The sequence below is a fragment of the Mycobacterium intracellulare ATCC 13950 genome (genome assembly GCF_000277125.1).
Lineage (GTDB): Bacteria > Actinomycetota > Actinomycetes > Mycobacteriales > Mycobacteriaceae > Mycobacterium > Mycobacterium intracellulare.
Window position 1 is genome coordinate 4,757,727 of sequence record NC_016946.1, and the last position, 14,051, is coordinate 4,771,777.

Consider the following 14,051-nt stretch of genomic DNA (forward strand, 5'->3'; position numbering starts at 1 on the left):
CAGGCTTTTGCGCGACCCGGTTAACCCACCGTGATCACGGCCATACGGGCCGCGAGTGTCAGCGGCGCGGCCGCGCCGAAATGTGGTCTAACGTGGACTCCGTGGCGAATTCGCACCCAGAACCCGGACAGCCGGGCCACGAGGTCGAACTGGATTTCGCCCGCGAATGGGTGGAGTTCTACGACCCCGACAACCCCGAGCACCTGATCGCCGCCGACCTGACCTGGCTGCTCTCGCGGTGGACGTGTGTCTTCGGCACGCCCGCCTGCCAGGGCACGGTGGAGGGCCGCCCCGACGACGGATGTTGCTCACATGGCGCGTTCTTGTCCGACGACGACGACCGCGCCCGCCTCGACGACGCGGTGAAAAAGCTGACCGCCGCCGACTGGCAGTATCGCGAAAAAGGCTTGGGCCGCAAGGGATATCTGGAGCTCGACGAGCATGAGGGCCAGCCCCAGTACCGCACCCGCAAACACAAGGACGCGTGCATTTTCCTCAACCGGCCCGGCTTCGCGGGCGGCGTCGGCTGCGCGCTGCACAGCAAGGCCCTCAAGCTCGGTGTGCCGCCGCTGACCATGAAGCCGGATGTCTGCTGGCAGTTGCCGATCCGTCGCAGCCAGGAGTGGGTGACCCGGCCCGACGGCACCGAGATCCTCAAGACCTGGGTCACCGAATACGACCGCCGCGGCTGGGGTTCCGGGGGCGCCGACCTGCACTGGTACTGCACCGGCGACCCAGCCGCCCACGTCGGCGCCAAGCAGGTGTGGGAAAGCCTGGCCGACGAACTCACCGAACTGCTGGGCGGCAAGGCCTACGCGGAGCTGGCCGCAATGTGCAAGCGCCGCAGCAAGTTAGGACTCATCGCGGTGCACCCGGCGACTCGCATCGCCGAGTAGCCGCTAGCCCTCCAGCTTGTAGCCCAGGCCCCGCACCGTCACCAGGTGCACCGGGTTGGCCGGGTCGGCTTCGATCTTGGACCGCAGGCGCTTGACGTGGACGTCGAGCGTCTTGGTGTCGCCGACGTAGTCCGCGCCCCATACCCGGTCGATCAGCTGCCCGCGGGTCAGCACCCGGCCACTGTTGCGCATCAGGTACTCGAGCAGGTCGAATTCCTTGAGCGGCAAGGTGATCGTGTCGCCGTTGACCGACACGACGTGGCGTTCGACGTCCATCCGCACCGGGCCCGACTCGAGCACGCCATCGCTGATCTCGGAGTCGTCCTCGCCGCCGCGGCGCAACACCGCCCGGATCCGCGCGATCAGCTCGCGCGCCGAATAGGGCTTGGTCACATAGTCATCCGCGCCCAGCTCGAGACCCACGACCTTGTCGATCTCGCTGTCGCGGGCGGTCACCATGATCACCGGCACGCTGGAACGCGCCCGCAATTGCTTGCAGACGTCGGTGCCAGACATTCCGGGCAGCATCAGGTCAAGTAGGACGATGTCGGCGCCGGCGCGGTCAAACTCGGCGAGCGCCGCCGACCCGTCGGTCACCACGGTGGCCTCAAAGCCCTCCTTGCGGAGCAGGAACGCCAGCGGATCGGCCAGCGACTCCTCGTCCTCCACGATCAGCACACTGGTCATCAGCGCGATTCCTCCTCGGCATCGTCGTACGCGCGGGTCATCGACTTAGTTCTTCCTCTCGTTGGGACCGGTCGGGCCGCACGTCGCGACCCTGCGCTTGCTCGGATTCGCCCTCGTCTCGAGGAGACGGCTTGGCCGCCGGAATGGACAGCGTGAATGTCGATCCGGTTCCCGGCTTGCTCCACACGCCGATGGTGCCGTTGTGGTTAGCCGCGACGTGTTTGACGATGGCCAGGCCCAGCCCGCTGCCGCCGGTGGCCCGCGAACGCGCCTTGTCGCCCCGGAAGAAGCGCTCGAAGACCCGCTCCTGGTCTTCCAGGGCGATCCCGATCCCGCGATCCGTGACGGCGATCTCGACGTTCTCGCCGCGGCGGCGACGGCTGATCGACACCGGCGAACCCGGCGGCGAATAGGCGATCGCGTTGGAGACCAGGTTGGCCAGCGCGGTGGTCAACAGCGTTTCGTCGCCGAGCACCCGCAACCCGCTGGGGGCGTCGGTACGGACCGCAATCTTGGTGTTCTCGGCGGCCACCTTGTGACGCGAAATCGCTTCGCTCACAACCTTATCGACGTCGACGTCGACGACGTTCGGCAGCGGTTCGGCGCCCTGCAGGCGGGACAGCTCGATCAGTTCGGCGACCATGTCCCCCAGACGGTTGGCTTCGACGAGCACCTTCTCGGCGAACCGCCGCACGGTTTCGGAGTCGTCGGCCGAGGCCAGCAGGGCCTCGGCGAGCAGGGCCATCGCACCCACCGGGGTCTTGAGCTCGTGGCTGACGTTGGCGACGAAGTCGCGCCGAGTCGCTTCCATCCGCGCGTAGTCGGACTGGTCGTGGGCGAAGACCACGGCGAACCGGCGGTCCTCTTCGCTGAGCAACCGGGCCTGCCCGTGCACCGATAGCCCGGACCGGGCGCCCGTCCGTTTCGAGGGCTGCAGGTCGAACTCGACGTCGACACCGGTCAGCGCCTGCTGCGCCGCCTCCCAGGCCTGGTCATCGAGCTGACGATCGCGCACCAGGCCGAGCTCCTTGGCCCGGTCGTTGAGGTAGACGACGTCGCGGTGGACGTCCACCACCGCCGCGCCCACCGGCATCAGCGCCACGATGCATTCCAGCATCTGCCCGACGGTGATCCCGGTCCATTCGGTGCTCACCCGCTGCCGGCGCTGCATCGCGCGCGGCGACAGTCGGACCCCGACCGCCACTCCTGCGGCCAGCGCCAGCACGGACAACACCCCGGCCAGCAACAGCGCCGAGAACACAGTCACATAGCAAATCCTACAAATCTTCCTGAACGCTGCCCTAGCAGAACGAGGCCAAAATCGGACAAGTCACACCTTGCGTCACAGGTGTTCCGCTCCCGTTCACGTGATGTTTGGCTAACGGGGCGTTCGCGCGACGGATTGCGCCGGGCGCAAACGTCAGCCGCGTCCCTGGCCGGCGACCGCGGCGGCACCGGCGGCGGCCGCCTCGGGGTCCAGATAGGTGCCGCCGGGCACCACCGGGCGCAGGTCGGCGTCCAGGTCGTAGCGCAGCGGGATGCCGGTCGGGATGTTCAGGCCCACGATGTCGTCGTCGGACATCCGATCGAGGTGCTTGACCAGGGCCCGCAGCGAGTTGCCGTGCGCGACGATCAGCACCGTCTTGCCGCTGCGCAGGTCCGGGACGATGACGTCGGTGAAATACGGCAGGAAACGGACGACCACGTCGGCGAGGCACTCGGTCAGCGGCCCGCCGCCGATGTCAGCGTAGCGGGGATCGGTGTCCTGGCTGTAGGTGCTGCCCTTCTCGATCGGCGGGGGCGGCGTGTCGTAGCTGCGTCGCCAGGCCATGAACTGGTCGTCGCCGTAGCGCGCCTTGGTCTCGGCCTTGTCCAGGCCCTGCAGCGCCCCGTAATGGCGTTCGTTGAGCCGCCAGGTGCGCCGCACCGGGATCCACAGCCGGTCGGCGGCGTCCAGCGCCAGGTGCGCGGTGGAGATGGCCCGGCGCAGCAGCGACGTGTAGAGGACGTCGGGCAACAGATTGTGTTCGGCCAGCAGCTCGCCGCTGCGCACCGCCTCGGTGCGGCCCTTGTCGGTCAGCCCGACGTCCACCCAACCGGTGAACAGGTTCAGCGAATTCCATTCGCTTTCACCGTGGCGGAGCAGGATCAGCGTGGCGGAGTCACCCATGCCGGTTAGTCTCTCACGCGCTCATTCAGCGGTCGTCGTCGTCCGCATCGTCGTCTTCGCGGCTCAAAGCTCGACTCCTCCTCATCGCGCTTCGCGCTCTGCATCGTCGTCTTCGCGGCTCGAAGCTCGACTCCTTCTCATCGCGCTTCGCGCTCTGCATCGTCGTCTTCGTCGATCAGGTGGGCGAACGCCTGCAGGTTCTTCAGCGACTCGCCGCGCGATACGCGCCACTCCCACTCTTTCTGGATCGACGAGCGAAAACCCAACTCCAGCAACGTATTAAAGTCCGAGTCCACCGCTTCGAGCACCTGGCCGAGCACCCGGTCGATCTCGTCGGCGTCCACCGACGGCAGCGACATGCGGCCCACCAGGTAGATGTCGCCGACGTTGTCCAGCGTGTAGGCCACGCCGTAGAGCCGGCGATTGCGCTTGAGCAGGAACCGGTACACGCCCTCGTGGTTCTCGTCCGGCTTGCGGCACACGAACGCCTCGACCCGCACCGAATGCTCGCCCACGCTCAGGATGGTGTTGGTCTTGAGCTTGCGCTCACCGGGCAGTTCCACCACCAACCCCGACGGACCGCCATGCGCGCCAGCGTGTTTCGAGTAGTTCAGCCCGCTTGCCCGCAGGGCATCCTCGATCACCCGTGACACATCGGTAGAGGAACTCATGCGCCCACCTCGCGGCGCTCGGCGGTGTACTCGCGGATCGCGCGGCGATAGCTGGCCAGCAGCGCATCGGTGGTGTGATCCCAGGAAAAGGTCGCCGCGTGGGCGACGGCCGCGCGGCCCATCTCCCCGGCCGCCGGCGCCGGCCTGCGCAGCAGCCCGTCCAGGGCGGCCGCCCATCGATCGACGTCGTGCCCGGCGACCAGCGTGCCGGTGACCCCGTCGCGCACGGCCACCGGCAGCCCGCCGACCGCGGCCGCCGCCACCGGGGTGCCGCAGGCCTGCGCCTCGAGGGCGACCAGGCCGAAGGACTCCGAATAACTCGGCACCGCAACGACATTGGCGGCCTGGAACAAGGTGGCCAGGTTCGACCGCGACTGCGGGGGCAAAAAAGTCACCCGCGCGGTGATGCCGAGCTCGTCGGCCAGGCGGGCCAATCCGTCCGGGGAAGCCAGGCCGCTGCCCGACGGTCCGCCGGCCACGACGATCCGCACCCCCGGCAGTTTCGCCGCGGCACGCAACACGATGTCGGGGGCCTTCAGCGGCTGGATCCGGCCGACGAACGCCACGATGGGTTCGTCGGGTGGCAGGCCCAGCGCGGCCCGGGCGGCCGGACGATCGCCGGGCCGGAACACGTCGAGGTCCACGCCGGGATGGACGACGTCGATCCGCGCCGGGTCGGCGTGGTGAATCGAGATCAGCTGCCTGGCCTCGTCGTCGGTGTTGACGATCAGCCGGTCGGCCTCGTCGACCACCTGCTGCTCCCCCACCGTGCGCAGCGGCGGCTCGGGCGAGTCCCCCTCGGCCAGCGCCGCGTTCTTGACCGCGGCGAGGGTGTGCGCGGTGTGCACCAGCGGCACCGCCCAGCGGTCACGCGCCAGCCACCCCACCTGCCCGGACAGCCAATAATGCGAGTGCACGATGTCGTAGTAACCGGGCTCGTGGGATGCCTCGGCGCGCAATACGCCGGCCGCGAACGCGCACAGCTGGGTGGGCAGATCGTATTTGTCCAGCCCTTCGAACGGCCCCGCCACCACGTTGCGGACCAGCACTCCCGGCGCCACCCGCGCGACCGGCGGGTCGGCGGACGCGGTCGCCCGGGTGAAGATCTCCACCTCGATGCCCCGGCGCGCCAGATGCAACGCGGTCTGCAGCACGTAGACGTTCATGCCGCCTGCGTCGCCGGTGCCGGGCTGGGCCAGCGGGGAGGTGTGGACCGCCAACACTGCGACCCGGCGCGGTTCGTTCAGCCGGAAAACGTCATCGTGGCGCACCCTGTCATCTTTACAGGACGGCTCAGGCGGACGACTCGTCCCGGGTGACCTCGTGCAGCCGGGCGTCGAGCGCCCCCGCCCGCCGCATCGCGCCCAGCGGGTCGGCGTACAGCCCGGACAGCGACACGGTCCCCGCGCCGGCCTCCTGCACCCGGTTGCCGAACGCGGTGAGGCGGATGTCGCGCGGCCCCAGCACCGAGCGTGCGGCGAACGCCGCCTCCACCTGCTCCATCGCCTCGGGGTATTCGGTGAACGCCTGGCCGCCGACGACCAGTTCGTCGGGGTTGAGCATGTCGCGCAGCAACGCCACCGCCTCGCCGAGCACCCGGCCCCGCTCGGCGAGCAGATCCTTGGCCTGCTGGTTGCCGGCGCGCGCCACCCGCAACAGGTCGGCGATGCCGGTGGCGGGCCCGTTGGCGCGGTTCGCCGGGGCGAACGGCAGGATGCGCTGCTGGCGGGCGACGGCCACCACGGCCTCGTCACTGACGGTGGATTCCAGCTGACCGGTGCCGCCGAGCAGCTCGGACTGGGCCGGCAGGCTCGCGATGGTGCCCGGCCCGCTGGACGGGCAGTGCACCCGCCCGCCGATCACCAGCGCGTAGCCCACGGTCTCGCGGGCGTAGACGTACAGGCTGGTCGGCGAGCTGGGCAGGAACCGGCGCATGCCCAGCAGCAGCTCGGCTCCGGCCATGGCGTCGACGTGCGAGGCCACCGAAACCGGCAGGCCCAGCGCGTCGGCCAGCACCTGGCCGACCGGCGCCTGCCGCCAGCCCAGTCGCGGGTGGTCCACCTGGCCGGTGGCGCCGTCGACGGTGCCGCCGATGGCCACGCCGACCCACAGCGGCCGCCGCCGATGCCAACGCCGCAGGTATCGCCGGGCGCTGTCGGCCAGCGACGCCAGCGCGGGCCCGGCCGGGTTGCGCGGCGTCGGGGTCTCGACGGTGTCGAGGGTGCGGCCGAACAGGTCGGTGGCCACGATGCTGGTGGTGCGCGCACCGATGTGGATGCCCAGCGTCACGAACGGCTCGTGGTTGACCTCGACCGGCACGCGCGGGCGGCCGATCGCGCCCGAGACGGCCAGGTCGGCGCGCTCGCGCAGCAGTCCCGCCTCCAGCAGGGCGATGACCTGACGGTTGACCGTCGCGATGCTCAGCGAAGTGACGCCGGCGATGACGTCACGGCCGACGGGACCGCGCAGCCGGACGGCCCGGAAGACCGAGGCCGCCGCGGAGTCGGGGATGTGCAAGGCCGGCGGCACGATCTGCCGGCGCACCGAGCGGTGGCCCTTCTGGCCGGAATAGCCGACGACGCGGCCGGCCGAAAGATGGGTATGGGTGAGGGTATTGGTGGGCACGAGCGTCCTTTTGTCCGAATTTTGCTGGCCATCTTGGCCACACCTGGCATGGGGTCAGGAGCGGCAAAGTGCGCAGCAACAACACGCACCCGCCGCGCACAGACACGCGGCGGTGGTGATGTCGGACAGGGCGCTGTGAAGCACACGGAAAATTTAGCACGTTCACTAAGGTTGTTTCGATGGTTGAAACTGGCAGGAATGAACGCGTCGCGGTGATCACGGGAGCCAGCTCCGGAATCGGCGCGGCGACCGCTCGAACCCTGGCTGCGCAGGGCTTTCACATCGTCGCGGTGGCGCGCCGCGCCGACCGGATCCACGACCTGGCCGAGGAGATCGGCGGCACCGCGATTGTGGCCGATGTCACAGACGATGCGTCCGTCGACGCGCTGGCGAGCAAACTGAGCCGCGTCGACGTGCTGGTCAACAACGCCGGCGGCGCCCGCGGACTGGAACCCGTCGCCGATGCCGACCTCGACCACTGGCGGTGGATGTGGGAGACCAACGTGATCGGCACGCTGCGGGTCACCCGCGCGTTGCTGCCCAAGCTGATCGAGTCCGGTGACGGGCTGATCGTCACCGTCACTTCCGTTGCGGCACTTGAGGTTTACGACGGCGGCGCCGGCTATACGGCGGCCAAACACGGCCAGGGCGCGCTGCACCGCACGCTGCGGGGCGAGCTACTGGGCAAACCGGTGCGGCTGACCGAGATCGCCCCGGGGGCCGTCGAAACGGAATTCTCGCTGGTGCGCTTCGACGGCGACCAACAGCGCGCGGATGCCGTCTACACCGGCATCACCCCGTTGGTGGCGGCCGACGTGGCCGAGGTGATCGAATTCGTCGCCTCGCGCCCGGCCCACGTCGATCTGGACCTGATCGTGATGAAGCCGCGCGACCAGGCGTCGGCCAGTCGCTTTAACCGCCGGGGGTAGCCGGACCGGTGGTGGCGGGCGTCGTCGTGGTCGGGGTGCCCGACAGGGTCGGCGCGTTGGACGGCGTGACGGGCGCCGTGACCGGAATCTGCGTCGACGGCGGGTGCGCGGTGGGCGGCGGCAGCGCCGACATCGCCACCCAGGTGTCCCAGTCCACGGCCCAGTCCCAGATGTCGCCATCGGAGTAGGACAGCTGGATCGAGCTCCCGGTCACTTCGACCGGGTCGCCGTACATCGCCGACTGGTAGTACTGCTCGGCGTCGCCCGTGGACAGGTTGATGCAGCCGTTGGTGACGTTGGTGTTTCCCTGCGCGCCGGCGCTCGCCGGGTTGGCGTGGATGAACTCGCCGTTGTTGGAGATCCGCACCGCCCAGCGTTCGTGGATGTGGTTGTAGCCGGCCGCCGGGTTGGACATGTAGAAGTCGGCGTACTTCTCGCTGACCACGTGGATGCCGTTGCGGGTGACGTTGCGCGCCTTGTCGGCCTCGCCGTAGCTGCACGGGAAGTCCATGACGACGCCCTCGTCGCGGACCACCTGGATGCGGTGCGACGAGACTTCGGCCTTGACCACCTGCCGGCGGCCGATCTGGATGTTCAGCGAGATGTCCTCGGCGCCGTACGCGCTGTCGCCGAAGGGCAGGCCGTACAGCTTGGCCTCGACGCTGACGGTGGTGCCCGCCGGGTAGTACTCGCGGGTGCGCCAGTGCGCGCGGGCGCCCTGCGCCTCGTCGGGCAGCCAGGCCCAGCTGCCCTCGACGGGCGGGTTCGTCGTGACGGTCAGCGCCTTTTCGACGGCGGCCTTGTCGGTGATCGGGGCGTCGAACTGCAGGATGATCGGCGCCGCGACGCCGACGGTCTGGCCGTCGGCCAGCTGGAACGCCCCGCCGATCTTCTTGCTGGGCGAGACGGTGGTGAACTTCCCCGCAACCGGGACCGCCTTGCCGTCGTGCCCGACGGCCGAGCCGCTCCACGTGTAGGTCATGTCGTAGCCCAGGGGTTCGGAGGTCGTGTAGACGGTCCGGTCCTGGTTGAACGTTCCGGCGACGGCCTTGCCCGACGAATTCGACAGCGTGACGTGCTGGAACCACCCGTCGCTCACCTGGACGCTGACCGGGGCGATCGGCACCACGTTCTGGGTGGCGTCGGCGGGCTGGTACTTCAGCTGCAGCGCCGGCTGCTCCTTCTTCTCGGCTTGTTTCGCGGACGTGCCACCGCATGCGGCCAGCGCATTGGGGGCGAGCACGCCGAGCCCGAGGGTCGCCAAAGCAACGCGCCGGTTGAACGGCCGCGGGGCGCGGGACGGGGTCACGAAAATCAAAGATACCGGGGAAAATCCGCCGACCCGCCCGCGACAAATCGGGGTCTGGCCCGCGTCGGCAAATTTTGCGGCTACAGCCTGCACCCCAGCAGGACGGGCTCGGGGATCAGTGTGACACCAAACACGTCCGCGACGCCGTCGCGGACGGCGCGGGCCAGTGCGATCACGTCGTCGGCGCGGGCGCCCCCGCGGTTGGTCAGCGCCAACGCGTGCTTGGTGGACAGCCGGCAGGGCGCTTCGCGTCCGCCCGGTCCCGGCTCCGGATAGCCCTTGGCGAAGCCGGCCCGTTCCACCAGCCAGCCGGCGGCCAGCTTCACGCCGTCGGGCGCCGGGTAGTTCGGGACGGGCCCGTCGACGGTCGCCGCCAGCCGCTCGTAGACCTCGGGGGCGACGACCGGGTTGGTGAAGAACGAGCCCACGCTCCAGGTGTCGTGGTCGGCCGGGTCGAGCACCATGCCCTTGCGCGCCCGCAGGGCCAGCACGGCTTCGCGGACCGCCCGCGGCTCGGCACGCTCCCCGACGCCGACGTTCAGCGCCGCCGCCAACTCCGCGTAGCGCAGCGGCGCGCTGCGCCCCGATGCGTCCAGCGCGAACTCCACTTCCAGTACGACGGAAGGGATTTCGAAGCCGCCGGCGCCACCGCGTTTGAACACGCTGGTGCGGTAGCCGAAGCCCAGCTCGCCGCCCGGCACCCAGCGCACTTCGCCGGTGCCGCGGTCGAGCACCTTTACCCGCGTGATGGTGTCGGACACCTCCGCGCCGTAGGCACCCACGTTCTGCACCGGGGTGGCCCCGGCCGAGCCGGGGATGCCGGACAGGCATTCCAGCCCGCCGAGGCCGTGCTCGATGGCGGCGAGCGCGACGTCGTCCCACACCGCGCCCGCCTGGGCGCGGATCAGGTTGCCGTCGACCGTGATGCCGTCGTTGGCCAGCTTCACGGCGGTCAGGTCGGCGCACGTGTCGGAGATCACCAGGTTGGAGCCGCCGGCGAACACCAGCACCGGGCCGCCTTGTCCCGCACGCGATTCCGCGTCCAGGTGCCCCAGCGCGGCGACGACCTGGTCGCTGTTGGTGCACGTGACGAGGCGCCGTGCGATCGGCCCGATCCGCAGGGTCGTCAGCGGCGCCAGTGGCGCCGAGTCGGCCACCGACGCACCGGCGAACACCGAACCGGCACCGCTGGATTTCATGGCCCGTAACGGTAGCCTGACCTGCTATGCCGCGTTCATTCGACTTGTCGGCCGACTACGACGGCAGTGTTGACGAGGTGCACCGGGCCTTCACCGATGCGAACTACTGGCGGGCCAGGCTGGCCGAATCCGGGGCCGACGTCGCCACGCTGGAGTCGATGCGGGTCGGCGGGCAGTCCGGCGACGACGACACCGTCGAGGTCGTCACCCTGCAGGTGATCAGCAGCGACAAGCTGCCCGGGATGGTCACGCAGTTGCACAGCGGCGACCTGCGCATCCGGCGCGAGGAGACGTGGGGGCCGGTGACCGATGGGGCCGCGGCGGGGTCGGTCGTGGGCTCGATCGTGGGTGCGCCCGTGAGCCTGGAGGGCACCGCGGTGCTGGAACCGATCGGACGGACCGGGGGCTCCCGGCTGACGTTCCAGGTCACCGTCCACGTGCGCGTCCCGATCATCGGCGGCAAGTTGGAGAACATCATCGGCGCGCGCCTGGCCGAGCTGATCGCCGCCGAACAGCGCTTCACCACGGAGTGGATCGCCAAAACGGCCTGAGCCCTCACCGCGACTTCGCTCTAAGCTGGCCTTCATGCGAATCGCCCTGGCGCAGATCCTCAGCGGCACCGATCCCGCAGCAAATTTGCAGCTGGTGCGCGAATACAGCCGCCGGGCCGCCGATGCGGGCGCGAAGCTGGTGGTGTTCCCGGAGGCCACCATGTGCCGGTTCGGCGTCCCGCTCGGCCCGGTCGCGCAGCCGCTCGACGGCCCCTGGGCCGACGGGGTGCGCAGCGTCGCGGCCGAATCGAAGATCACCGTCGTCGCGGGCATGTTCACCCCGGCCGGCGACGGGCGGGTGAAAAACACGCTGCTCGCGGCGGCACCCGATCAGCCGGGCGCCCACTACGACAAGATCCACCTCTACGACGCGTTCGGCTTCACCGAATCGCGCACGGTCGCGCCGGGACACGAACCCGTGGTGATCACGGTCGACGGCGTCGGCGTCGGGTTGACCGTTTGCTACGACATCCGTTTCCCGGAGCTCTACACCGAGCTGGCCCGCCGCGGCGCCCAGGTGATCGCCGTGTGCGCGTCCTGGGGAGCGGGCCCGGGCAAACTCGACCAGTGGACGCTGCTGGCCCGCGCCCGCGCGCTCGACTCGATGAGCTACGTCGCCGCCGCCGGTCAGGCGGACCCCGGTGCCGCGCAGGCGGAATCCGGATCGGGCGCACCCACCGGGGTCGGCGGCAGTCTGGTCGTTTCGCCGCTGGGCGACGTCGTCGCGTCGGCCGGTGCGGAGCCGCAGCTCGTGGTCGCCGACGTCGACGTCGACAGGGTCGCCGAGGCGCGCAAAGCCATCGCAGTCCTCAGCAACCGCTCGGCCTTTGCTCAGGTGGATAGGGCAGAATCGGTACGGTGACGAACCCACAAGGACCCCCGAACCAGGACCCGTCGAAGTGGGCCCGTCCCTCCAACCAGGGACCGTTCGGGCAGCCTCCCACGGAACGGCCAACCGAGCGGATCAGCACAGGCGGCCCAGGTCACGTGCCCCCGCCGGCACCGCCACCGCCGCCCGCTCAGGGTCCCCCGCCGGGCCAGACGGAGCGGTTCGGGACGCCCCAGCCCAACATGCAGCAGCGCGGCTACCCGCCGCCGCCCACCCCGCCCGCCGGTCCGACCGAGCGGCTGGCCACTGCGCCCGGCGATGACGCGACGCCGGGGAAGAAGAAGCGCCGCTTCGGTCGTGATCCGGTCTCGGTCCTGCTGATCTTCATCATCGTTTTCGCGCTGATCATCGCCGGGCTCATCGGGGCCGAGCTGTACGTGCGCCACGTCGCGGACACCAAGGTCGCCGAGGCAGTGGCCTGCGAGGTCAAGGACCAGGCCACCGCGTCCTTCGGGGTGACGCCCCTGATGCTGTGGCAGCAGGCGACCAAGCACTACACCAACATCTCGGTGCAGACTGCCGGCAACAACATCCGCGACGCCAAGGGCATGAAGCTCTCGCTCAACATCAACGACGTCCGGATCAAGGACACGGCCAACTCGAAGGGCACCATCGGCTCGCTGGACGCGACCATCAGCTGGACGAGTGACGGCATCAAGGAATCGGTGCAGAACGCGATCCCGGTGCTGGGGCCCTTCGTCACCAACACCGTGACCACGCATCCCGCCGACGGCACGATCGAGCTCAAGGGCATGTTGGACAACATCACCGCCAAGCCGGTGGTGGAGGGCACCGGGCTGAAGCTGCAGATCGTCAGCTTCAACGCGCTCGGCTTCACGATGCCCAAGGAATCCGTGCAGTCGACCCTGGACGACTTCACCTCGAACCTGACCAAGAACTACCCGCTGGGCATTCACGCCGACAGCGTGCAGGTCACCGACAAGGGTGTGACCAGCCACTTCTCGACACGCAACGCCAGCATCCCCGCCGGCGACAACAACAACCCCTGCTTCGCCAACCTCTGATGGCCGGGCTCGGGCGGTTTCAGCCGAGCCCGTCGAGCACTCCCCGGGTTCCCGAGAGGCCCAGCCGGGTCGCGCCGGCATCCAGCATCGCGAGCGCGTCCGCGGCGGTGCGGATGCCGCCGCTGGCCTTCACGCCCAGCCGGCCACCGACCGTCTCGGCCATCAGCGCGACGGCCCGCGCGGACGCGCCGCCGGTCGGATGAAACCCGGTCGAGGTCTTGACGAAGTCGGCGCCGGCGTCTTCGGCCGCGCGGCACACCCGCGCCAGCGTGCGCTCGTCGGCCAGCGCCAGCAGTGCTGAGGATTCCACGATCACCTTGAGCACCGCGCCGCCGACGGCGTCGCGCACGGCCTGAATGTCGGAGCGCACCGCATCGACGTCGCCCGCCAGCGCCGCGCCGACGTCGATGACCATGTCGACCTCGCAGGCGCCGGACGCCACGGCCAGCGCGGCCTCGTGCGCCTTGACCGCCGAAACATGCTTGCCCGACGGGAATCCCGCGACGCTGGCCACCCGCACCCCGGCGCCGGCGTGCACGGCGACGGGAACCATCGAGGGCGAGACGCAGACCGCGTACACGCCCAGTTCGGCCGCTTCGGCGACCAGGGCGGTCACGTCGGCGGCGGTGGCTTCGGGTTTGAGCAGGGTGTGGTCGACGAACGCCGCCAACTCCGCCCGGGTGGGGTGGCCGGTCATCCGAACGATTCTTCCCCACCGCCCGGATTGCAGTCGGAGGCAACCATTTCGGCGTCGTCGACGACCGGCCGCCAGGGCTCGAGGTTCCAGCTGGTCTTGCCGGGCCGCGCCAGTTCGGCGAACTGCCAGTGGCACAGGAACTGCGCACGCATCCCGGGGGTGTCGGCGTCGGGTGCCAGGGCGAGCACCTCGGACCAGGCCTCGTCGGCCCAGGCCATGCTCGTGGGCGTGCGGGAGGCGGTCCGGCCGGCCGGCGTCGGGAAGACCCGCAGGCTGCTACGGCCCTGCCACTGCGCCCATTCGGTGTGGTCGACCAAGGGTTCGGGCGCGGCGATCGCATGCGGGGGCGGGCAGCACAGCGCGACGAGCGCGGCGGCCGGCGCCGTCAGCAGCAGCCTCATCC

General features: G+C 69.9%; 14 protein-coding genes and 1 pseudogene. 5 read left to right on the forward strand and 10 right to left on the reverse strand.

Features of this window, described 5'->3' with window-relative positions; genetic code table 11:
• The first annotated feature begins 92 nt into the window (after positions 1-92).
• Positions 93-896, forward strand: a complete 804-nt coding sequence (locus OCU_RS46975) for a hypothetical protein (protein WP_008261204.1) — start codon at positions 93-95, stop codon at positions 894-896.
• Between the two features lie 3 nt (positions 897-899).
• Here the strand turns inward: OCU_RS46975 and regX are convergent, their stop codons facing one another.
• The 6 genes and pseudogenes from regX to OCU_RS47005 form a co-directional block, all read right to left on the reverse strand.
• Positions 900-1,583, reverse strand: coding sequence for a two-component sensory transduction protein RegX (gene regX / locus OCU_RS46980; RefSeq protein ID WP_008261205.1), 684 nt, complete (start codon positions 1,581-1,583; stop codon positions 900-902).
• A gap of 37 nt (positions 1,584-1,620) precedes the next feature.
• Positions 1,621-2,850 carry a sensor histidine kinase gene (locus OCU_RS46985; RefSeq protein ID WP_008261206.1) on the reverse strand — a complete coding sequence of 410 codons (1,230 nt, stop codon included), beginning with the start codon at positions 2,848-2,850 and terminating at the stop codon, positions 1,621-1,623.
• 153 nt (positions 2,851-3,003) lie between these two features.
• Complete coding sequence (locus OCU_RS46990) at positions 3,004-3,753, reverse strand: phosphoglyceromutase (RefSeq protein WP_009955051.1); 750 nt, start codon at positions 3,751-3,753, stop codon at positions 3,004-3,006.
• Positions 3,754-3,883: 130 nt separating this feature from the next.
• Positions 3,884-4,424 (reverse strand): annotated as a pseudogene (locus OCU_RS46995) (YbjN domain-containing protein); the annotation flags it as partial.
• On the reverse strand, positions 4,421-5,695 hold the full coding sequence (gene mshA / locus OCU_RS47000) for a D-inositol-3-phosphate glycosyltransferase (protein ID WP_014381229.1): 1,275 nt from the start codon (positions 5,693-5,695) through the stop codon (positions 4,421-4,423). The gene mshA and the pseudogene OCU_RS46995, both read right to left, overlap by 4 nt.
• A 22-nt stretch (positions 5,696-5,717) precedes the next feature.
• On the reverse strand, positions 5,718-6,968 hold the full coding sequence (locus OCU_RS47005; protein WP_196771132.1) for an ROK family transcriptional regulator: 1,251 nt from the start codon (positions 6,966-6,968) through the stop codon (positions 5,718-5,720).
• Positions 6,969-7,228: 260 nt separating this feature from the next.
• On the opposite strand from OCU_RS47005, the gene OCU_RS47010 reads away from it, so the two are divergent.
• The gene (locus tag OCU_RS47010; protein ID WP_014381231.1) at positions 7,229-7,978 is read left to right on the forward strand and encodes an SDR family oxidoreductase; all 750 of its coding nucleotides are present in this window, start codon (positions 7,229-7,231) and stop codon (positions 7,976-7,978) included.
• On the opposite strand, the gene OCU_RS47015 is transcribed toward OCU_RS47010, so the two are convergent.
• Both OCU_RS47015 and OCU_RS47020 read right to left on the reverse strand, forming a co-directional pair.
• Positions 7,962-9,335 carry a L,D-transpeptidase gene (locus OCU_RS47015; protein WP_170320630.1) on the reverse strand — a complete coding sequence of 458 codons (1,374 nt, stop codon included), beginning with the start codon at positions 9,333-9,335 and terminating at the stop codon, positions 7,962-7,964. The genes OCU_RS47010 and OCU_RS47015 overlap by 17 nt on opposite strands.
• Positions 9,336-9,367: 32 nt before the next feature.
• Positions 9,368-10,486 (reverse strand): UDP-N-acetylmuramate dehydrogenase, encoded by a 1,119-nt coding sequence (locus OCU_RS47020; protein ID WP_009953541.1) that lies wholly within the window; start codon positions 10,484-10,486, stop codon positions 9,368-9,370.
• 26 nt (positions 10,487-10,512) lie between these two features.
• Between OCU_RS47020 and OCU_RS47025 the strand changes: the two genes are divergently transcribed.
• Genes OCU_RS47025 through OCU_RS47035 form a run of 3 tightly spaced genes read left to right on the forward strand, consistent with a single transcriptional unit; the run spans position 10,513 to position 12,951 of the window.
• Entirely contained in the window at positions 10,513-11,037 is a 525-nt protein-coding gene (locus OCU_RS47025) for a DUF2505 domain-containing protein (protein ID WP_009953539.1), read from the forward strand.
• Between the two features lie 34 nt (positions 11,038-11,071).
• On the forward strand, positions 11,072-11,899 hold the full coding sequence (locus OCU_RS47030) for a carbon-nitrogen hydrolase family protein (protein ID WP_009953538.1): 828 nt from the start codon (positions 11,072-11,074) through the stop codon (positions 11,897-11,899).
• Positions 11,896-12,951: an LmeA family phospholipid-binding protein gene (locus OCU_RS47035; protein ID WP_026071176.1), complete on the forward strand. Its 1,056-nt coding sequence runs from the start codon at positions 11,896-11,898 to the stop codon at positions 12,949-12,951. The genes OCU_RS47030 and OCU_RS47035 overlap by 4 nt, the downstream gene beginning before the upstream one ends.
• 19 nt (positions 12,952-12,970) lie before the next feature.
• Here OCU_RS47035 and deoC read toward each other — a convergent pair whose 3' ends face one another.
• Complete coding sequence (gene deoC, locus OCU_RS47040; RefSeq protein WP_009953535.1) at positions 12,971-13,648, reverse strand: deoxyribose-phosphate aldolase; 678 nt, start codon at positions 13,646-13,648, stop codon at positions 12,971-12,973.
• Positions 13,645-14,049 (reverse strand): DUF2599 domain-containing protein, encoded by a 405-nt coding sequence (locus OCU_RS47045; protein ID WP_009953534.1) that lies wholly within the window; start codon positions 14,047-14,049, stop codon positions 13,645-13,647. Before OCU_RS47045 ends, deoC begins: the two co-directional genes overlap by 4 nt.
• Positions 14,050-14,051 lie beyond the last annotated feature (2 nt).